Here is a 19,467-nt window from a genome sequence, read left to right as displayed (position 1 = left end):
GCGAGTAGTTGAAAGTACTACACATTTCCGTACTTCGGCGACGTTTGCAGCGACCTGGTCTTTTTAATATCTACTTATGCAAACGTCGAAAATTAATCTCATCCCACCCCAAATCAAACTCAGCTACCAACCTCCAACTAACCCCATTAAAATCAACAACCCTTTAGCTGCTGAGCAATTTTTTCTTTCTGTATGGGATAAAGAATTAAAACATCTACAAGAACAATTTTATGTAGCTTTTGTAAACGCCAATTATGAGGTAATCTGTTGGCGGTGTATCAATACAGGTACCATCTGCAATACCAGTGTAGATGTTAAACTTATTTTTAGTTTAGCGCTTTCCTGTTTCGCTAGGGCAATAGTAGTGGCGCATAATCATCCCTCTGGAAATGTCTATCCTTCTAAAAAAGATATCGCTTTAACAAAGCAAATAAAGGAGGGAGCAAACATTTTAGGGCTAGAATTGGCAGATCATTTAATTATGGGTAACGGTTTCTTTTCTTTTAAACAAGAAGCCTTGTTATCGTAGTTTCTACTCGAGGAGTGTTTGTAGGATGCTAGGAAACGTTTTCGAAGTTTGGGCAAGTTTGATAATGCCGATATTAGAGGGTGTAATTTGTTGGTCCAATAGTTTTTACCACCCCTGCCTACCGGCAGGCAGGTTAGAAGCCTGAGAAACCTAAGCAATATTGTTGACCACCTCCTTTGCGTTCTTTGTCCCAAAGGGACTCCCTTGGAGCGAAATCCTTTGCGTTCTTTGCGTTAAAATATTCAGAGGCTTTTTTGCGGCGAATAGTTGGATTATTCACCGCATTTTTGCGGTAAATAAGCACCCTCAATTTATTTTGCGGATAAATAAGCCTTTAAATACGGCGCTGTTTTACTGACCTGGTTTTCAGAAATCTCGGAAGGAGTTCCTTTAGCCACCACTTTGCCGCCATCTGATCCAGCTTCGGGCCCGATATCGATGATGTAATCGCTTCCGGCAACTACATGCATGTCGTGTTCTACTAGCACTACCGTATTCTCGGCATCTACAAGCCTATTGAGCTGGGCCATCAATCGCTCTACATCACTGGGATGAAGACCGGTAGTTGGTTCATCCAAAACGTAAAGGGTACAACCATACTGCACGCGCTGTAGTTCGGTGGCCAGTTTGATCCGCTGGGCCTCGCCTCCAGAAAGTTCCGTGGCCGATTGGCCGAGCCTCAAATAGCCCAGACCAACTTCCCTTACTGTTTCCAGGGCCCTAGCTATGGTTGGTTCTTCGTCAAAAAACTCGCAGGCCTCATCAACCGTAAGCCGTAACACTTCAGCTATGTTCTTGTTCTTGTAGGTAACTTGCAGCGTGTCGGCATTGTAACGTGTACCGTTGCAGACCGGGCAGGGGGTATATACGCTGGGCAGAAATAGTAGCTCTACCATTACTTGGCCCTCGCCCTGACAGTTGGCACATCTTCCTTTGGCCACATTGAAGGAGAACCTTCCCGCATCGTAGCGCTTTTTTTTGGCTGTAGGCGTGCCTGCGAACAGTTTTCTAACGGGGTCGAAAAGTCCTGTATAAGTGGCGAGGTTGCTTCTTGGGGTGCGGCCGATAGGTTTTTGGTCTACAGCAACCAATCGTTTGATTCCTTTTAGCCCCCCAATAAGCTGGCCACGTGCTGTCTCTTGGGTCTGCATCTCGAGCAGATCCGTTCCACTTTCAGGTTCGCTTACTTCTGCTTTTTGTCCGAGTGCTGCGCTAACAAGTTCTACCAGTACTTGCGAAATAAGGCTGCTTTTCCCGGATCCGGAAATACCGGTAACGCTGGTCATCACTCCTAAGGGAATTTGTACGCTGAGGTTTTTCAGGTTGTTCTTATAGATCCCCTCCAGCTCCAGCCAGTCTTTTGCTCTCCTTTCGCTCCCTCGACCTGCAACAACCGTTGTTCTATCGGGGTAGAGGTATTTCGCAGTAATAGACTCTTTGCATTTCCTGATACCTGCAGCTATGCCATTGTAGATCACCTTCCCGCCATTTTCTCCCGCACCTGGTCCAACGTCCACTATCCAGTCGGCGTGGCGGATCACTTCGATCTCGTGCTCTATCACAAAGATAGAATTGCCGTCAAGCTTTAGGCGGTCGAGGATGTTCAGCAGTGCCTTGGTATCCGCGGGATGCAGTCCGGCCGATGGTTCGTCTAGGACGTACACCACCCCAAATAGATTGGAGTGGACCTGAGTAGCAAGCCGTAACCTTTGCAGTTCCCCGGGTGAAAGTGTTGGCGTACTTCTTTCTAAGCTTAGGTATCCCAATCCCAGTTCGAGCATAACCTCGATCCGTGCGCAAAGGTCGGCAGCAATCCGATGGGAAACCAGCTGCTTTTCCAGATGCCCGGGATGGGATGAGTTTTTTGATATAGGAGGTTGCGCATAGGGGCCGAATATTTTTTGAAGGTCTTTGAGGGGCTTTCCGCTGATCTCGGCGATATCCAAGCCTTCGAATGTTACCGAGAGTGCTTGCTTTTTTAACCTTTTGCCCTTACATACAGGGCATTCGCTGCCCGTCATGAACGAGAGTGCCCTCTTTTTCATCAATTGGCTCTGGCTGTTGGCAAAGGTCTGCAGCACATATTTTTTGGCGCCGATAAAAGTGCCCATATAGTCGAATTGTCTTTTTGCTTTGATGGCCCGCTGTACTTCATCTTTGTTATATCCGGGATAGACTGGAACAGATGGGGATTCTTCGGTATATAAGATCCAGTCGCGATCTTTTTTTGGGAGTTCTTTCCAGGGAACGTCAACATCTATGCCCATGGTGGTCAAAATATCCCGCTGGTTCTGCCCCTGCCATGCCGTTGGCCAGCTGGCAACCGCCCGTTCACGGATGGTTTTGGTGTCATCGGGCACCATACTTTTTTCGGTCACCTCGTACACTTTTCCCAGTCCATGGCAATTTTCGCAGGCGCCTTCAGGAGTATTCGGAGAAAAGCCTTCGGCATAGATAATACCTTGGCCTTTTGGATAATCGCCGGCGCGTGAATAGAGCATCCGCAAAAGATTGGACAGGGTGGTAACACTGCCTACTGTCGACCTTGTTGAAGCACCCCCACGCTGCTGCTGCAGGGCTACCGCTGGAGGCAGGCCCGTAATACTGTCCACTTCGGGGATAGACATCTGATTAAAAAGCCTTCTGGCATAGGGTGAAACCGATTCCAGGTACCGCCTTTGCGCCTCGGCATAGAGCGTTCCAAAAGCCAGCGAGGATTTTCCGGATCCGGATACCCCGGTGAAGACTACTAGCTGATCCCTTGGGATTTCAAGATCGATGTTTTTCAGGTTATGTTCTCTGGCTCCCTTGATGGTGATGTTGGATGAGTTTTTCTGGACTGGCATATCCGTAGGAACAAACGAGTTGACGAGGTGTTTTATATCTATGAAAAAAGGAATTAGAGGCGTTGAAAATCTAGGTTTGTTCGATTGCTGTTCGGGTACCATTCGAAGAGTGTTCGGTAAAAGGGGTGTTTTTCCGAACAACAATCGAAGAAAGACCGAATTCTCCCCGAACAGAGTGCCATGGCTTCCATTATTGAATGCATAGAAAACCTAAGAATTTGCCGTAGCATTTCTTACGAAAAACTAAACAGGTTTTTAAAAATTAATACTTGTTTTGCTTATGATGCATCCTTAAATAAACTTTATACTGTTATTGGATTTGTAATGAAAAACTTGAGGGGGCTATGTGGCTCGAGGGCTATGCCGTTATGACCATATCGTGACCCGTCTATCTTGGGCATATCTTTACCTTTGGGGAAATGAACAGGTAATGAAGAAAATAGGATTTTTATCTTTCGGGCATTGGTCTAACCATCCCTCATACCACACACGCACTGCGGGCGATACACTGTTGCAGTCCATAGACCTTGCGGTTGCTGCAGAAGAAATCGGTTTGGATGGAGCTTATTTTAGGGTGCACCACTTTGCCCGGCAACTGGCTTCCCCATTTCCGCTCCTTTCTGCCATAGGGGCGAAGACGAGTAAGATCGAGATAGGGACGGGCGTTATCGATATGCGCTATGAAAATCCTTTATATATGGTAGAAGATGCTGGTGCCGCTGATCTGATCTCTGGTGGTCGTTTGCAATTGGGCATTAGTAGGGGTTCTCCCGAGCAGGTAATTGAAGGCTGGCGTTACTTTGGCTATCAGCCTGCAGATGGAGAAAACGATGCAGAAATGGGCCGAAAGAAAGCATTGGAATTTTTGGAGCGGCTAGAAGGTAAAGGTTTTGCACAGCCCAATCCAAATCCGATGTTTCCCAATCCCCCTGGTTTGTTGAGGTTGGAACCGCATTCAGAGGGTTTGCGAGAGCGAATTTGGTGGGGAGCGGCTTCCAATGCAACCGCGGTATGGGCGGCAGAAAATGGAATGTACCTACAGAGCTCAACACTTAAGTTTGATGAGAGCGGTAAGCCATTTCATATCCAGCAGGCCGAACAGATCCGATTGTATAAAGAGGCCTGGAGAAAAGCAGGGCATGATCGCGAGCCCAGGATTTCGGTAAGCCGTTCGATCTTTGCATTGGTAAATGATCAGGACAAGTACTACTTTGGGCAGCAGGGCAAGGGATCTGATAGCTTTGGTTATATAGAACCTACCCAGAGGGCTGTATTTGGAAAAAGCTATGCTGCAGAGCCTGATCAGCTGATCAAAGAACTGGCAGAGGATGAGGCCATACAGGAAGCGGATACGGTACTTTTGACGATTCCTAACACGTTGGGTGTTGATTATAATATCCATGTACTGTCTGCCATTTTGGAACATGTTGCACCTGGGCTTGGATGGAAATAAATTACCGAGTCCCTACCATTAGCTGCTCTGAATTGAAATATCTAATCAAGAACAAAAAGTTTGAATATTTGCTTTAAGTTTTGGTCTGTAACATCAAGCGTAGAAAATACGTGTGCATAATCTTCCAATTGACCTCCCTGTTTAATGGCATTAATATTTGGTTCGAAGGTTTCCCTATAGTAATATTTAGAAAGACTATCGGTAAAACCACCTTTTTTCATAAAATAGGATATCGAGGTATTCAGGATTGCATTCTCTTCTGCCAGGTTAAAGTTTGTCATTCCTCTTTTGGCTACAATTTTGTTGGTCAGATCATCATAAGAAAACGAAAGATCAATATAGTTATGTCCCATCTCATGATTAATAGATTCGATAAGGCCCTCTTTCATGTAAGCTTCGTAATTTTCCCCATTTTGAGCCTTGTTATAAATAGGTCTGCTACCGATTGTGGGTAAATCGCCCAAAATATTTCTTGAGTTAATATTTACCAAGGCAATATTTTTATATTTTGAGACTGTATTATTCGGAGCGGGGAAATTACCTGCAGCCTGAAGAATGGTTCGGTTAGAGGCTATGTAGGATGGATTGGTGTTAAATGCGATCCAAAAGGCCTTGTTGGCATTTACCCAGGGATTATATCTTGGGGTCTGGGTAGCGAAATCAAGCGTTGAGGAGAACAGTTTTTTGTAGGTCTCCGGATATCGAACTTTTAATATGTGTATTGCTCTAATGGCATAGTATACATTTTGTTGATCTACTGCGCCATCTGATTCTGTGGAGATGTAAAAATCTCCATATTTATAGATATGGAGCATTTTGTTTAGCTCCGGCGCATTTCCACTGCTGATGTTGTTATTGTCAAAAAGACCAGTACTATTTGGGTGTAGGTATCCTAAATAGTTTAATTTTGCGGTATTGATAGGAATTTGAATGTCCATTGTAAGAGTTCCAGTATTGGTTGCTCTATTTATTCTGCCTGCCATTGCCGTATCAATGCGTTCGTTGGTCCATCCCGTTTGATCAAAGTCTCCGTTTGACGTGATCCATCTAAGATTATGTTTGCTAAGTTCCTCAGAACTAGCGCTTCGCTGTGCATAAATTGCGCATGGGATAGCGCATATAAGAAGTTGAAAAATGATAGGGAATAATTTTTTCATAACAATGCCTCCGAATGGTTAAATTGAAATCTTCCTAAAAATAAAAAATTTAAGACATTAGAAAAAGGATGTTTTAGCCCAAAAGAATAAGGTAAAATTACCCTGCCCTATGCCTGAACCACAATAGCGTGGTAAGAGGGGGTTTGGCTAATAACTTACGGCAAAAATGTATCCAACCTGTTATGTGCCAACCTTAATTCTTGTTGTAATCCTTCTATCTGTTTTAATAGTTGGGCAATAGCGTCTATTCCTTCTAAGTTTATGCCTAGGTCATAATGCAAGCGCATCATTTTTTCTACTACGGTTATTTCATCGGCAGAGAGGTAGCGTTCGTTTGCCATTTCTATTACGGTAACTAACCCGAATTGATGGAGCGAAACAATAAAGGATGGCTCAACCTCGTAGTGGGTACAGAATTTTGCAATCAATATTAAATTTTCATTATCCATGTTTGCTATTTCTTAACTCGGTGAACAGTTCTTTTTCTTTTGCTGAAAGATTTGTGGGTAATTTCACTTGATAGGTGATGTATAGGTCGCCGAAATCATTTTCTTTTTTATAGGCAGGAAACCCTTTGCCCTTCAGTTTTACTTTTGTGCCCGATTGTGTTTCTGGTGCTACCTTAAGCTTTACCTTTCCATCAAAGGTATCAACCACTACTTCACCACCAAGTAAGGCGGTATACAAATCAATGTCTACATCGCTGTATAGGTTTTTACCGTCTCTTTTAAATTTGGTATTATTGGCAATGGAGAAAGTGATGTACAAATCCCCATTTGGGCCACCATTAGCTCCAGGAGATCCATGATCTTTGATCTTAATAGTTTGTCCGTTTTCTATTCCTGCCGGAAAGGTTAACCTTATCTTTTTGCCATTAATAGTGAGGGTTTGCTGCTGGCTTTTGTACACATCGCTTAAGTTAAGCTGTAATTCTGCGTTGAGGTCCTGTCCCCTAAATTTAGTTTGCCTGCCTTGACCTCCCGCACCGCCAAACATTGAACTGAAAAAATCCGAATAATCTTCCCCCGAAAACTGTTCGCTACCGCCAAATGGCTGCCCATTACCAAAGGGTTGCCCACCGGGACGTGATTGCTGTTGTTGCCTGGCCTTTTTAATCTCGTCTGCGTGTTTCCAATCCTTTCCGTACTCGTCGTATTTCTTTCTATTCTCGGCATTGCTCAATACCTCATTGGCTTCATTAATTTCCTTGAAACGTTTCTCCGCCTCTTTGTTATTGGGGTTAAGGTCGGGATGGTATTTCCGGGCCAATTTGCGGTAGGCCGATTTGATCTCGGCCGCGCTTGCAGTTTTGGGTATCTCCAGTGCCTGGTAATAATCGATGTGGTCCATTTAGAACGTTTTAGTCAGCTGCTTCCTAAGGTACGAAGTAATCTACAAGATAGGAAATCCGCTTGGTGTGGTAGAAACCTTCACCTGTTCTTTCCCAAATGTTAAAAGCTCCCTGTCTTTGCTCGGAAGCTTTTATTCTACGTTGCTAAGGGATAATGGTAAGATTGGCATTGAAACCGGTGGCCATCTGCGCTGTTACACCCTTTACCTTAACAGCGATCATGCCCGTAACTGCTGTCGCTGGTACGTCAACGGTAATGGTTGAGGAGGTTGCTGTTTTGGCCGCTACACTAATAGCAGAATTCTGGGTTGTAAAAACGACCAGGTTTTCACTGAGTGTAGTGCTGAAGTTTGTTCCGGTAAGAGTAAGGGTTTGTCCGGTTTTGGCACTGCTTGGTGTTAGAGCCGAGAAGGTAGCGGTGATACCCTGCACAGGTCCTTCTGGTAGTATAGGTTCAACAACTGGATCGGTATCTTTGCAGCTGGAGATCAATATGGTAATCAATAAAAGGAAAAAGTTTATTTTTTTCATGGATATTTTATTTCTGCAAAGCTATATGTTTTTGTGATATTGTGGATGGACGCTCCTGTTTTTTTACATATTTTCCTGCTTCGCTTTACTCTTATTTAAATCCACTTACTCTGTCAGATATTCTTTTCATTAAAACTTTATGCCTGAAATGGGGTTGGTAGTATAGTACAAAAACTCAACAACCATGGAAAACAACAACGAGCAAAACAAGGAAAACAAGCCCGAAAAGGAAACCAGCCCGTACCAGGAACTTTACGGAAAGAAAGAAGGAGATGCAAAAGAGGATGCAGATACTAAGAAACCTCTTGATAGCGCAGGTGCCTTTGGAAGTGCAACAAGAAAACCAGGACCAGAGAGCGGTTCAACCGAATCTGTGCCGGATAAAAATGAAGAAAGTAGACAGAAGGAATAGTTTAGAGAAGCTTCCGAGACCTTATCGATTGCTGCACATGCTGCTGCGATCGATAAGTTCGCTCGAGCTTAAAATCGGTTGCGTTAGCCCTGGGTATCTCGTTTTAATAGTATAAGGTTAACACTTGCTGAAGCCGATGTGGCTTAGTGCAAGGAGAAACGATTCCGGCATATAAAAAACTAACACTTATTGTTCGAAAATCGCCTCAATTAAAATTCTTGTAGGTGTATAGAAAAATAGCCGTTTTCTCTTCAGTTCAGGTGTATGGTTGCGCTGAAATGGAATATTTAGTAGCTGAAGTTTTTCTTTAAATTCGTGATAATCGAGTTCTAATATAAATGCAAAATTGTCTATCGCTTCTGCCTGTTCCTCTAGTTCGGGGTTGGGCTCAATGGAGCTTTTTATGAGGTGAATTAAGGGCAAATCATTATAATACAACCAAAAACCATCAATTGCAGCAATAATACTGGCGGGCCGCGGGCCTTCTACCAGTGGTAGAGCATTTATCAAAAAGTCTTTATTTAGGGTTAATTGATGGGTTCGGATGGTTACATGATCAAGTTTCATTAATATTTACTGATTAGCTGAGTGAATATACAAAAATTACAGCTGGTAAAACCTTAATTGATGCTTGTTTCAGTCTTGGCACAAGATAGAGCATTGGGACATTAGGACATAAATACTTACACCGTTCTGGTTTGGTTTTTGGAAAAAAATCTTTCATCTTAGCTGATACAATTAAATCTCCCCTGATGAAAAAATTAATCATTTTAGCTTGTTTCTTTTGTTGTTCTTTAGCCGTTAATGCACAAGATACCACCGAGGTAGCAGATCACATTAAATTTGATCTGGGTACCTTACTCGGTACTTCAACCCGTTCTGCAGGACAAGGATATTCGAGTTCGGCAAATAATAGTTATCATCTTGGGCTCGGATACACAGTCAACTTCCACAATCGTTTATATACCACCATCGGCACACGGCTGGATTATTATAGCGGGCTATTATATGATGACCAAAATGCCTATCAAGGCTCCATTTTTCTGCAGGAGCAATTCAACTTTAACGAAATTCCAAAAACCTTTTTTCTATTTGGGAATTACGGCCTAGCCCCAAATTTGGGGGGTAGTTTTTACGCAGGCAATATCTTTGAGTTTGGTATAGGTTGGCAGTATCAGCCTCAATTTATTGGTAAGAACACCATCAGCTTTGCTGTAGGATACAATAGCACAAACTTAAAGAATGTATATGCCGAAAGACATACGAGCACCGATGGCATAAATGTTACTACCACCTCTGGCTATTATCGCTTTAGCTTAAAATCGGTTGCGTTAACCGTGGGTGTAGCCTTTTAACGAATAGGATATGATGATAAGCGCAGGTATACTAGCCTATAGAAAAAATAATAATCAACTTCAGTTTTTTCTGGTTCATCCTGGGGGTCCATTCTTTTTGAAAAAAGACGAGGGCTTTTGGACAATACCGAAGGGCTTGGTAGAAGAGGGAGAAGATTTGTTAACTGCCGCAAAACGCGAATTCTTAGAGGAGACAGGAATAACTGTTTCGGGCGAGTTTTCTGATCTTGGCCATATCGTTCAAAAGGGAGGAAAGAAAGTCCATTGTTTTGCGGTTAGGTTCGATTGCGATCCCACGGGAATAGTGAGCAATACGTTTGAGATCCAATGGCCGCCCAATTCCGGCCGCATCCAGTCGTTTCCCGAGGTGGATAGAGCAGAGTGGTTCGATTTAACCGCTGCCTCAATAAAGATCAATCAACAGCAAGCAGAACTATTGGGTAAGCTTATCGAACTTATCGGTGGCTGATTCTTTTTGATTTTATCAATAATTTCCATAAAACTCTTTTTATCTAAAATTGTAGTTATATGGCCAAAGCCTTGATACCCCAAGGCTTTATTATTAATCGTTTAGAGAAATGCCAAGTCTACTGCAAGAAAATAAAAACCCCTTATTGGAGGGCCCCATCCTCCAATCTCTTTTAAAATTAACTGTTCCGATTATATTGCTTCAGTTGTTGCAGGCAGCCTATCAGCTTATAGATGCGTTTTGGGTGGGCCGACTTGGTGGCAATGCTGTAGCGGCGGTTTCAGTTACCACGCCGTTTGTTTTCCTTTCTATTGCCATCGGTGCGGGATTGGCTATTGCAGGTTCTGTACTAATTGCACAGTATGTTGGGGCTAAAAACCAGCCTATGGTAGACCATGTTGCCGGGCAGACCCTACTTCTGGTACTGCTGATTTCGGTTTGCCTGGGTGCTTTGGGTTTTGTTTTTGCTCCTGATCTTTTGCGGCTAATGAAAGTATCACCTGTGGTATATGATGGGGCATTGGGCTTCATGCGATTTTCGTTTATTGGGCTGGTATTTAATTTCCAGTTCATTATGTTTACCGCCTTTATGCGCGGCGTTGGTAATCCTACGGTTCCAATTTATATCATTGTGGGCAGCGTGGCACTTAATTTTATGTTGGATCCCCTGTTCATCTTTGGATGGGGACCCATCCCAGCGTCTGGAGTTATGGGTGCTGCCATCGCCACTTTGAGTACTCAAGCGTTAGCAACAGTAATCAGTTTTATTATTCTTTTTAGGGGTAAGAGAGGCATTGTGTTAAAGCTCAAAGATTTTGTGCCCGACTTTCCTTATATAAAAAAGGCATTCTTTTTAGGGCTGCCTTCATCTATTGAACAATCTGTACGTGGCCTTGGGGTAACGTTAATGACCTTTTTAATCGCAGCCCATGGTACCCTTTCGCTCGCTTCGTACGGAGTGGGATCCAATATCCTTCAGGTGGTGATGATTATTGGCTTAGGATTTTCTCAGGCAATTTCTACACTGGTGGCACAGAACATTGGGGCAGGCAAAATTACCAGAGCGGCCAGAATCGGGCGGCTGGGTGCTATCGTATCTTTTTGGAGTCTCTCCGGGATCGGGATTATCGTATTCTTTTCATCCCGTCAGTTGGTTTCATTTTTTGTGCCAGAAGATCCAAACGTGATTGCGGGCGCGGCAAAATTCCTAAAAACCATTGCATTAACATGGGGATGCCTTGGCGTGCAGTTGGCCATTACGGGTGTGTTAAAAGGTTCAGGAAACATGGTTACATCAATGATTTTGGCACTTGTTTCGCAATTTGTATTTCAGTTCCCCTTGGCCTACGTGCTTTCACATCATGGAAATATGGGCGTAAATGGAATCTGGTGGGCTTTTCCAATCTCCAATGTTCTCATGTCTCTGATTGCTATGGGCGTGTTTGCCAATGGCGATTGGAAGAAAAAAAGGCTCATCGAAGAACCAGAAGAAAATGATGAACTGATTAGGCTGGTAAACAAAGAAACTATAGTGGAAGAAGGCATAAAGTAATTGTTGGCAATAGCATTTTCCTGTTCCTGTTAATATAAGATATCCCACAGGAATCATTCTAAAATAGCGATGGAGAGAACTAATTTTGAGAATTATATTTTCCCTAGAATCAAAAAAGTCTCGACAATTGCCGAGACTTTTTTGTAAGAGTAACTATTGACTAGTTAGCTTTTTTAGTCGAATCTACTGCTGCTTTAGCTGAATCTACTGCTGCTTTAGCTGTATCTACTGCTGCTTTAGCTGAATCTACAGCTGCGTTAGCTGAATCTAAAGCTGCTGAATCAGTAGCATCTGCTTTTTTCTCAGAGTTACAAGCTGCAACTGATAAAGATAATGCTAAAGCTACAAAGCCTAATTTGAAGAAATTTTTCATTTGATTTTCTGTTTAAATAATTAATTAATTTTACATGTTAATACTGCAAAGTTAAAAAGGTAACCCGCAAATGTGAAAAAAAGTTAAATTAAATTAAATTACTTTGCCTGTGGCACAGAATCGACCTTTATTTTTGTAGAATCTATAGCATTGGTATCGATTTTACTAGAATCTACACTAGTTGAGTCAACGATTTTGGGATCTACTGATTCTTTTGGATTGTTTCCTCCACAAGAGTTGCAAGAAGTTATCAAAAGGGTTAAGCCTAAGGCAAATACGCTGAGTTTTAAGGAATTTTTCATGACTGGTTTTTTAATTGTTATTGTTTTTGGGTTTTGATTCTTAATGCATAAAAATTAAAAAGGTGACCTCTAGAAATGAAAAAAATAGTGGATTAATTATAGATAAAATTTCTTAAGCTATTTTAATTTTTTGTTGGGTTACCAATCCTTCTTTTAGGGTATTAACAGCAAAATAGAATTGATCGAATGTTTAGTGCGCAACGCTTAGGGCCAATGCTTACCGACCAACGTTAACCGCCATGCGCTCTGCTTTGAAAATCTTAATTGAAATGTCATGTTTCGAGTAAAAAATATTTTTTTTAACTATCATTGGGTTACCATTCACGTTTAAATGTATTAATTGGTGAGTTTAAAGTTAAGCAGTTCAGTTCCAACAGATAGAGAGGTAGTATTAGGTATACTTAACAACTCGGAAGAAGCAATGAATAAGCTGTATGCGGGATATTATCCGATGGTTTTGCAGTTTATTCTTAACAATAATGGCGACGAAGACGATGCGAAAGATGTGTATCAAGAAGCAATTATTGTTTTATACAATAAGATCAAAACCGGAAATTTTGAGTTAAGCAGTAAACTAAAAACCTATTTGTATTCTGTAAGTAGACGAATTTGGTTAAAAAAGCTGGCTCAACAAAGTAGGAAAACGAATAATATCGCCGATTTTGAAGATGTATTAGTGGTGGATGATGATATAGAGCAGCATGAACTAAAAGACTTGCAGTTTGCTCAAATGAAAACCGCCTTGGATAGTTTAGGCGAACCTTGTAAAACGATAATACAAGATTTTTATATCCACAGCTTATCGATGCAAGATATTTGTGAGAAGTTTGGTTATACGAATACAGATAATGCCAAAACACAGAAGTACAAGTGTTTACAACGACTAAAGAAGTTATTTTTTCAATCATAAAATGAAGAACGAGATAGAATTAGAAGCGATTATTGAAGATTACTTGAATGGTAAGCTTACTGCAGGAGAGCACGCAGCTTTTGAGCAGTTGAGAAATAATGATCCTATTATTGATCATAAAGTAGTAGCCCATAAGGTTTTTTTAGAATCAATGAAGCAGTATGCTGATATTTTGGTTTTAAAACAGCAAATGGATGCAGCTCATGATCAGATTGATGTGGCCTCGATTAGTGCGAAAGTGAGACCTCATTCATCGAGGATCGTAAGAATTTTCAGGAACAATAAGGCAGCGATCGCGGTGGCGGCTTCATTCCTTATTTTGGCTAGCGTTGTTTTTCTAGGCCAAACTAAGCAAGAAGACCATATGAAACTTTTGGATCGTAAAGTTTCTACAGCATTAAGCGCATATAATGATGATAAGAGAGTAATTACTAATGTAAGACCTAAGGCTGAAAATATAAGTCCCGCTAAATTTGGTGGTACTGGTTTTGCCATCTCCAGTAACGGCTATATTCTAACTAATTATCATATTATTAAAGGCGCAGATTCTGTTTATATTCAAAATAGCAAAGGAGCTTCTTATAAAGCAAAAGCATATTACACTGATCCAGTTAATGATATCGCTATTTTAAAAATTAGCGATTCCTCATTTGAGAACTTAGGGACATTACCATATACACTGAAAAAAGCTGCAGCTGGCATTGGAGAACTGGTTTATACATTAGGCTATCCGAAAGATGATGTGGTTTTGGGCGATGGATACGTTAGTTCAAAAACCGGTTTGAATGGTGATACACTTGCTTATCAAATAGCTATTCCGCTAAATCCAGGTAACAGTGGAGGTCCGTTATTAGATAACAGCGGTAACATTGTAGGCGTAATCAAAGGAAAGCAAGATAAGGTTGATGGCGCGGCATTCGCTGTAAAATCTAAATATATTATGGAAGCATTAAATGCGATTCCTTCAGATTCACTACGGAGAAGAATTGCTTACGGTAAAAGAAGTTCATTACAAGGTTTAAAACGTAAAGATCAAGTTGCCAAAATGCAGGATTATGTATTTATGATCAAGGTTTACTAAGATTACTGAGATTACTAGGATTATAGGATTTTAATTATCAAGGTTATAACTAGTAGGTTTTGTAAGTGCTAAATAAAACTTTTAATATTCCCAAATATTAACACTCTGGAACCCGAAGCTTTTATAGTTTCGGGTTTTTTGTTTTATATGTAAAGTATAAAAATAACTCATCCTAAAAATATTAAATTTACAGCACAGATTTTCAATTTGTGATACCAAAAATGATTTGATATGGAATTTGGAAGAGTTACTGAACACGAAGTACACACCATTGATTTTACCTTGCCCGCAGATGGCGAGCAGACCCTGCTAACGCTACAAAACCTTCATCCTGTGCCAAAGCCCCAATTCTTTGTTGGTTGTGCAAAGTGGGGTCGCAAGGAATGGAAAGACTTGATCTATCCAAAGAAAACAAAAGAAGCAGATTTTTTAGGAGAATACGCAAAACACTTCAACTCTATAGAACTCAATGCAGTTTTTTATAATATCCCCAAAGAAGAACAAATCTCAAAATGGAAGGAAATGGTAGATAATAATGGCACAGGTGAGTTTATATTCTGTCCTAAATTTTCTAGAACCATTACCCATATTAAACGCTTAAAAGATGCAGATTTTGTAACCGACGAATATATTAAGGCCATTTCTGCTTTTGGCAACTCGCTTGGTCCCTGTTTTTTGCAGGTAAGCGATAATTTTGGACCGGCCAATATTGATATTTTAGCCAACTACTTACAGAAATTACCTCGTGATTTAAAGGTTTTTGTAGAAGTTCGCCATAAGGAATGGTTTGTTGAAGGAGCAAAAAAAGAGCTGTTTACCATGCTAGCTAACTTGAACAAAGGTGCTGCGATAACCGATGCGAGTGGACGTAGAGATTGTTTACACATGCAATTGCCTACTCCAGAAGCTTTTATCAGGTTTGTGGGCAATGGTGGTAAATTGTTGGATTCTGATAAAGCAAGAGTAGACGAATGGGTAATTAGGATTAAACAATGGCTTAACCACGGATTAGAAAAAGTATATTTCTTTTTGCACCAGCATGATGAAGCCGATACACCTTTAATTGCTGATTATACAATAGAGCAATTTAATAAACATCTGGGCAGCAATTTGTCAAGGATAAATTTTATTAACCAAAATAATCTACTATTTTAATAGACTTTTTGTAGCTTTATGCGTCGCGCGATGAATCGGAATGCGTTTGGAGTTTAGAACGCTTAGCGCCAAACGCTTAACGCAAGACAACCATTTATTTTTCACCATTAACCATTACAATCATGAGTTTAAGAATAGGAGATACCGCACCAAACTTTAAGGCAAAAACATCTATTGGAGAAATAGATTTTTACGACTATTTAGGAGATAGTTGGGGTGTTTTGTTTTCACATCCCGCAGATTATACCCCTGTTTGTACTACAGAACTAGGGCGCACCGCATCTTTGAAGCCAGAATTTGATAAAAGAAATGTAAAAGTATTGGCATTAAGCGTTGACTCTGCCGAGTCGCACAAAGGTTGGATCAATGATATTAATGAGACACAAAATACCAACGTCGAATTTCCGATCATTGCGGATGAAGATAAGCAGATCGCCGACGCCTATGATATGATCCATCCCAATGCTTCAGAAACGATGACGGTTCGTTCGTTATTTGTGATATCGCCTGACAAAAAAGTAAAGTTAATGATCACCTATCCAGCTTCTACCGGAAGAAATTTTACAGAGGTTTTGAGGGTGATTGATTCATTACAGCTTACTGCAAAATACAGTGTAGCTACACCTGCCGATTGGAAGGATGGTGAAGATGTAATTGTAATGAACAGCATTAAAACTGAAGATATCCCAGACAAATTCCCTAAAGGACACAAAGTTATTAAACCTTATTTAAGAACAACCCCGCAACCAAATAAGTAAGGGTTAGGCGTTTGGCGACGTTGATCGCCAAACGCTTATCGCTTATCTCTTACCGCTCAACGCCTTCCACTTAGCCCAAGCTCTTCATAAAAGCATTTTGATACGCTGTTAGCTCGGCTTTTAGTGTTTTGCTTTGCTCGCCCTGTTTGAAATAAGCATTCATTTTATCCAGGGTCTCTAGCACATATAAACCCCGATGGATGTCGTTAATAAATGCCCGTTGTTCTATTGGCTTTAAAGAAAGTATATAATCCAATTCCTGAGCAATATATTTTCCTGTAGCGCCAGTTATCTGCCTGCCATTAACCGTATCGTTTAAAAAGTATAGGTTTTGCACTAAAGGAAGTTTATTTAATGTGTCAGTAATAGAGCTATTTGTTAAAGGTAATTTCTTTAAACTTTTTGAAACCACATTTCTTGCCAATTGCACTTCCCCTTCTTTAATGAGATTAGTGCTTAGCGTATTGGAATATTCCCAGGTATTTTGTAGCACCCTTCTGCTTTCTTCGTCTAGGTAGGAGGCATTTTTAAATCCATCCAGCTCAAATTTTTGAAAATGGGTATAAGCAAGACTGTTATTGGTTTGCTCCGATTTATCTGTCTTATCACCTTCGCCAGGCTTTAGTGGCATTAATCGATACGCAAATCCTTCTAGGTATAGATACTTGTCCAATCCGATATAGGTATCGTTTGAAACACCAGCCGAGAAATAAATAGGTCTTTTCCAATTGTTGTGCGCAATGATATCAAACATTGCCAAATCACTTTTGAAAAGATACTGCTTACTGAAATTCCACTCCAATTGATCGGTTATTTTGTCTTTATCTTTAGCATCAACTGTTTGTGTTGCAAGAACCTGTTTTGAATCTACAGTTAACTTTATTTTTCTTGTAGGCATAAAATTTTCGAAACTACCATCGTTCATTTGAATTTTATCCTCCTTGTTCTCAGAAGTGAGTACGGCTAGTAAATCCCCTAATTCTACGCTATCTGTAATTCCATAGTCAACGTAGGGCATATAATCTCTCACCCCTTCCTTATATTGATCATGTTTGAGGGTTATTGGTAGTGCGGCCGATTGGTTTTGTTGCTTTTTTAAATGGTCGATGTACGAATCAGTGGCAAGGAACTGAAGACAAATTACTCTCACATCAGTGCGGATACCTTCCACTTCTTGCGCATACCATAAGGGATAAGTATCATTATCTGCATTGGTAAACAGGATGGCATTGGGTTCGCAACTGTTTAAATAGTTCTTTGCCATATCCAACGCGGTGGTTTTATGGCTTCGATCATGATCATTCCAACCTTGCACAGCCATTAATACCGGTACGGCCAATAAGCAGCTTGTTGTAGCAAGTACTAAACTCAATTTTTGCGAGGCAATTTTAGTTAATAATTCTTTTATAGCCAAAACCCCAATTCCAATTACGATTGAGAAGGCATAAAATGAGCCAACATACGCATAATCGCGCTCCCTAACCTGCAATGGATCTTGGTTGATATAAAATATAATTGCTAAGCCAGTACATACGAACAGACAGGCAACAACTATGCTTTTAGCTCTGTTTTTTCTATATAGATAGCCTATACCTAAAATACCTAACATCAGCGGAAGGCCGTAAAACAAATTATAACCTGCATTATCTTTAATGCTTGATGGGAGCTGATCCTGATTTCCCAAGTGGAGCGCATCAATAGGTTTAATGCCGCTTAGCCAATTTCCATGATTAATTTCACCTTGGCCCTGATGATCATTTTGCCTGCCAATGAAATTCCACGAAAAGTATCTCCAATACATAAATCCCATCTGATAGGTGTTTAGGAAACCTACATTCTGCCAGAAACTAGGGGTCTCGTTTTCTCCCAAACCTATCCAATTTTGATAAAAATTTACATGTTCGGGCTTACTACTGTATGTTCTGGGCAGCAATGTGTTTTTATCATAGACACTCTTAAACGTTTTTCCACTTACTTCATATGCTTTTTCGCCTTTCCGGTAAGTTACACCAGTTTCTTCCGCATCAATCGCTTTCGAATTGTAAAATTGCCCATAAAGTAAGGGTTTGTCCTCATATTGTTGCCTGCTTAAATAGCCTAAAAGTGATATTGGTGTATCAGGATTTGACAAATTGATATTTGGTTTAGCATTTGCCCTGATAATAATCATAAAATAAGAGCTGAAGCCGAAAAGCACAAATGTTAACGACAACAAGGCCAAGTTTAACCTATACTTCTTTTTTTTAATACTATAATAGATCAAATATGCTAGCGCGATGCTAATGGTTAAAACAAAAACGAGTGCACCTGTACCAAAATCACTGCCGAAGGAATTAACAAAAAGATAGTCTGTTTTTGCGGCAAACGATACCACATATTGAATAACCCCGAATTGGACCATTCCTAAAATTATACAGCCCACTAAAAATGCTTTGATAGAGCCAAAAACTGTTGGATTGTTAGATTTTTTAAAATAATAAACCAAACTGATTGCTGGAATGGCTAATAAACTTAATAAATGAATGCCTATAGATAGTCCGATGATAAAGGAAATGAATAAAATCCATTTATCGTTCATCTGATGTTCCCATTTTAGAATTGCCCAAAATACAATAGCAGTACACATAGTGGAGATGGCATAAACTTCGGCTTCTACTGCCGAGAACCAAAACGTATCAGAAAAAGTATAGGCTAATGCTCCTACAGTGCCTGCTGCAAAAATTGCCCAAAGGTTAGAGATCGAAAGTGTTTTTTCTTCTTGATTAAAGAGTTTCAACGCAATAGCATTGATCGTCCAAAACAAGAACATCACTGTTGCTGCACTAGACACAACGGAAACGAAATTTACCCAGTAAGCAACTTTTGAGGGATTAGATCCTGCTAAGAGCGAAAATAACTTTCCTATCATCAAAAATAGGGGCGCACCAGGTTGATGCCCTACTTCCATCTTAAAAGAAGCCGCAATAAACTCGCCGCAGTCCCAAAAACTAAGGGTAGGCTCCATGCAGCTCCAGTATACCAGTGCGGCTATGGCAAAAATTACAAAACCAAGAAGGGTGTTAATGCGGTCAAATTTTTTCATGTGATTAGGGTTCGGTCTAATCAAAAATACCTCATTATGTAACCGTTAGCTGTTAAAAGATGTTAAAGAATGTTAAAGCGTTGGGCGAAGAGCTTAACCTCGCTCCAAGCTCCAAGCTCCATCCTCCATCCTCCATGCTCCATGCTGGATG

At 40.8% G+C, this 19,467-nt stretch carries 19 protein-coding genes; 10 read left to right on the top strand and 9 right to left on the bottom strand.

Going from position 1 to position 19,467, the window contains the following annotated elements; genetic code table 11:
* Positions 1 to 76 precede the first annotated feature (76 nt).
* Complete coding sequence (locus AC6H0V_RS08250; protein WP_497563250.1) at positions 77 to 529, top strand: JAB domain-containing protein; 453 nt, start codon at positions 77 to 79, stop codon at positions 527 to 529.
* A 311-nt stretch (positions 530 to 840) separates the two neighbouring features.
* Here the strand turns inward: AC6H0V_RS08250 and uvrA are convergent, their stop codons facing one another.
* Positions 841 to 3,477 carry an excinuclease ABC subunit UvrA gene (uvrA, locus tag AC6H0V_RS08245; protein WP_497563249.1) on the bottom strand — a complete coding sequence of 879 codons (2,637 nt, stop codon included), beginning with the start codon at positions 3,475 to 3,477 and terminating at the stop codon, positions 841 to 843.
* Positions 3,478 to 3,805: 328 nt separating this feature from the next.
* On the opposite strand from uvrA, the gene AC6H0V_RS08240 reads away from it, so the two are divergent.
* On the top strand, positions 3,806 to 4,828 hold the full coding sequence (locus AC6H0V_RS08240) for an LLM class flavin-dependent oxidoreductase (RefSeq protein WP_497563248.1): 1,023 nt from the start codon (positions 3,806 to 3,808) through the stop codon (positions 4,826 to 4,828).
* Positions 4,829 to 4,869: 41 nt separating this feature from the next.
* On the opposite strand, the gene AC6H0V_RS08235 is transcribed toward AC6H0V_RS08240, so the two are convergent.
* The 4 genes from AC6H0V_RS08235 to AC6H0V_RS08220 all read right to left on the bottom strand — a co-directional run bounded on the left by AC6H0V_RS08235 (position 4,870) and on the right by AC6H0V_RS08220 (position 7,867).
* On the bottom strand, positions 4,870 to 5,985 hold the full coding sequence (locus AC6H0V_RS08235; RefSeq protein ID WP_497563247.1) for a hypothetical protein: 1,116 nt from the start codon (positions 5,983 to 5,985) through the stop codon (positions 4,870 to 4,872).
* 155 nt (positions 5,986 to 6,140) lie between these two features.
* Positions 6,141 to 6,434, bottom strand: coding sequence for a chaperone modulator CbpM (locus AC6H0V_RS08230; RefSeq protein WP_497563246.1), 294 nt, complete (start codon positions 6,432 to 6,434; stop codon positions 6,141 to 6,143).
* Positions 6,427 to 7,335 carry a DnaJ C-terminal domain-containing protein gene (locus AC6H0V_RS08225; protein WP_497563245.1) on the bottom strand — a complete coding sequence of 303 codons (909 nt, stop codon included), beginning with the start codon at positions 7,333 to 7,335 and terminating at the stop codon, positions 6,427 to 6,429. Before AC6H0V_RS08225 ends, AC6H0V_RS08230 begins: the two co-directional genes overlap by 8 nt.
* A gap of 145 nt (positions 7,336 to 7,480) precedes the next feature.
* Positions 7,481 to 7,867, bottom strand: coding sequence for an IPT/TIG domain-containing protein (locus AC6H0V_RS08220; RefSeq protein ID WP_497563244.1), 387 nt, complete (start codon positions 7,865 to 7,867; stop codon positions 7,481 to 7,483).
* Between the two features lie 184 nt (positions 7,868 to 8,051).
* Between AC6H0V_RS08220 and AC6H0V_RS08215 the strand changes: the two genes are divergently transcribed.
* Complete coding sequence (locus tag AC6H0V_RS08215; RefSeq protein ID WP_497563243.1) at positions 8,052 to 8,279, top strand: hypothetical protein; 228 nt, start codon at positions 8,052 to 8,054, stop codon at positions 8,277 to 8,279.
* Positions 8,280 to 8,465: 186 nt separating this feature from the next.
* Here AC6H0V_RS08215 and AC6H0V_RS08210 read toward each other — a convergent pair whose 3' ends face one another.
* The gene (locus tag AC6H0V_RS08210) at positions 8,466 to 8,846 is read right to left on the bottom strand and encodes a VOC family protein (RefSeq protein ID WP_497563242.1); all 381 of its coding nucleotides are present in this window, start codon (positions 8,844 to 8,846) and stop codon (positions 8,466 to 8,468) included.
* A 185-nt stretch (positions 8,847 to 9,031) separates the two neighbouring features.
* On the opposite strand from AC6H0V_RS08210, the gene AC6H0V_RS08205 reads away from it, so the two are divergent.
* The 3 genes from AC6H0V_RS08205 to AC6H0V_RS08195 all read left to right on the top strand — a co-directional run bounded on the left by AC6H0V_RS08205 (position 9,032) and on the right by AC6H0V_RS08195 (position 11,655).
* Positions 9,032 to 9,634: a hypothetical protein gene (locus AC6H0V_RS08205; protein ID WP_497563241.1), complete on the top strand. Its 603-nt coding sequence runs from the start codon at positions 9,032 to 9,034 to the stop codon at positions 9,632 to 9,634.
* A gap of 10 nt (positions 9,635 to 9,644) precedes the next feature.
* Positions 9,645 to 10,103: an NUDIX hydrolase gene (locus AC6H0V_RS08200; RefSeq protein ID WP_497563240.1), complete on the top strand. Its 459-nt coding sequence runs from the start codon at positions 9,645 to 9,647 to the stop codon at positions 10,101 to 10,103.
* A 109-nt stretch (positions 10,104 to 10,212) separates the two neighbouring features.
* Positions 10,213 to 11,655 carry an MATE family efflux transporter gene (locus tag AC6H0V_RS08195; RefSeq protein WP_497563239.1) on the top strand — a complete coding sequence of 481 codons (1,443 nt, stop codon included), beginning with the start codon at positions 10,213 to 10,215 and terminating at the stop codon, positions 11,653 to 11,655.
* A gap of 160 nt (positions 11,656 to 11,815) precedes the next feature.
* Here AC6H0V_RS08195 and AC6H0V_RS08190 read toward each other — a convergent pair whose 3' ends face one another.
* Positions 11,816 to 12,028: a hypothetical protein gene (locus tag AC6H0V_RS08190; protein ID WP_497563238.1), complete on the bottom strand. Its 213-nt coding sequence runs from the start codon at positions 12,026 to 12,028 to the stop codon at positions 11,816 to 11,818.
* 98 nt (positions 12,029 to 12,126) lie between these two features.
* Positions 12,127 to 12,330: a hypothetical protein gene (locus AC6H0V_RS08185; RefSeq protein WP_497563237.1), complete on the bottom strand. Its 204-nt coding sequence runs from the start codon at positions 12,328 to 12,330 to the stop codon at positions 12,127 to 12,129.
* A gap of 343 nt (positions 12,331 to 12,673) precedes the next feature.
* On the opposite strand from AC6H0V_RS08185, the gene AC6H0V_RS08180 reads away from it, so the two are divergent.
* The 4 genes from AC6H0V_RS08180 to AC6H0V_RS08165 all read left to right on the top strand — a co-directional run bounded on the left by AC6H0V_RS08180 (position 12,674) and on the right by AC6H0V_RS08165 (position 16,234).
* Entirely contained in the window at positions 12,674 to 13,240 is a 567-nt protein-coding gene (locus AC6H0V_RS08180; protein ID WP_497563236.1) for an RNA polymerase sigma factor, read from the top strand.
* Between the two features lies 1 nt (position 13,241).
* A complete protein-coding gene (locus AC6H0V_RS08175; RefSeq protein ID WP_497563235.1) occupies positions 13,242 to 14,321 on the top strand; it encodes a S1C family serine protease in 1,080 nt (359 codons plus the stop codon).
* A 231-nt stretch (positions 14,322 to 14,552) separates the two neighbouring features.
* Entirely contained in the window at positions 14,553 to 15,476 is a 924-nt protein-coding gene (locus AC6H0V_RS08170; RefSeq protein WP_497563234.1) for a DUF72 domain-containing protein, read from the top strand.
* A gap of 122 nt (positions 15,477 to 15,598) precedes the next feature.
* Complete coding sequence (locus AC6H0V_RS08165) at positions 15,599 to 16,234, top strand: peroxiredoxin (RefSeq protein ID WP_497563233.1); 636 nt, start codon at positions 15,599 to 15,601, stop codon at positions 16,232 to 16,234.
* 70 nt (positions 16,235 to 16,304) lie between these two features.
* Here AC6H0V_RS08165 and AC6H0V_RS08160 read toward each other — a convergent pair whose 3' ends face one another.
* Positions 16,305 to 19,316, bottom strand: a complete 3,012-nt coding sequence (locus AC6H0V_RS08160; RefSeq protein WP_497563232.1) for a glycosyltransferase family 117 protein — start codon at positions 19,314 to 19,316, stop codon at positions 16,305 to 16,307.
* Positions 19,317 to 19,467 lie beyond the last annotated feature (151 nt).

The organism is Pedobacter sp. NO84 (assembly GCF_059703915.1).
This window is presented reverse-complemented; position numbering and strand designations above follow the sequence as displayed.

Coding starts and splice junctions, on each gene's coding strand:
- AC6H0V_RS08195 (WP_497563239.1), top strand. CDS start 10,213: ATGCCAAGTCTACTGCAAGAAAATAAAAACCCCTTATTGGAGGGCCCC.
- AC6H0V_RS08225 (WP_497563245.1), bottom strand. CDS start 7,335: ATGGACCACATCGATTATTACCAGGCACTGGAGATACCCAAAACTGCA.
- AC6H0V_RS08190 (WP_497563238.1), bottom strand. CDS start 12,028: ATGAAAAATTTCTTCAAATTAGGCTTTGTAGCTTTAGCATTATCTTTA.
- AC6H0V_RS08210 (WP_497563242.1), bottom strand. CDS start 8,846: ATGAAACTTGATCATGTAACCATCCGAACCCATCAATTAACCCTAAAT.
- uvrA (WP_497563249.1), bottom strand. CDS start 3,477: ATGGTACCCGAACAGCAATCGAACAAACCTAGATTTTCAACGCCTCTA.
- AC6H0V_RS08230 (WP_497563246.1), bottom strand. CDS start 6,434: ATGGATAATGAAAATTTAATATTGATTGCAAAATTCTGTACCCACTAC.
- AC6H0V_RS08215 (WP_497563243.1), top strand. CDS start 8,052: ATGGAAAACAACAACGAGCAAAACAAGGAAAACAAGCCCGAAAAGGAA.
- AC6H0V_RS08165 (WP_497563233.1), top strand. CDS start 15,599: ATGAGTTTAAGAATAGGAGATACCGCACCAAACTTTAAGGCAAAAACA.
- AC6H0V_RS08170 (WP_497563234.1), top strand. CDS start 14,553: ATGGAATTTGGAAGAGTTACTGAACACGAAGTACACACCATTGATTTT.
- AC6H0V_RS08250 (WP_497563250.1), top strand. CDS start 77: ATGCAAACGTCGAAAATTAATCTCATCCCACCCCAAATCAAACTCAGC.
- AC6H0V_RS08205 (WP_497563241.1), top strand. CDS start 9,032: ATGAAAAAATTAATCATTTTAGCTTGTTTCTTTTGTTGTTCTTTAGCC.
- AC6H0V_RS08235 (WP_497563247.1), bottom strand. CDS start 5,985: ATGAAAAAATTATTCCCTATCATTTTTCAACTTCTTATATGCGCTATC.
- AC6H0V_RS08200 (WP_497563240.1), top strand. CDS start 9,645: ATGATGATAAGCGCAGGTATACTAGCCTATAGAAAAAATAATAATCAA.
- AC6H0V_RS08220 (WP_497563244.1), bottom strand. CDS start 7,867: ATGAAAAAAATAAACTTTTTCCTTTTATTGATTACCATATTGATCTCC.
- AC6H0V_RS08240 (WP_497563248.1), top strand. CDS start 3,806: ATGAAGAAAATAGGATTTTTATCTTTCGGGCATTGGTCTAACCATCCC.
- AC6H0V_RS08175 (WP_497563235.1), top strand. CDS start 13,242: ATGAAGAACGAGATAGAATTAGAAGCGATTATTGAAGATTACTTGAAT.
- AC6H0V_RS08160 (WP_497563232.1), bottom strand. CDS start 19,316: ATGAAAAAATTTGACCGCATTAACACCCTTCTTGGTTTTGTAATTTTT.
- AC6H0V_RS08185 (WP_497563237.1), bottom strand. CDS start 12,330: ATGAAAAATTCCTTAAAACTCAGCGTATTTGCCTTAGGCTTAACCCTT.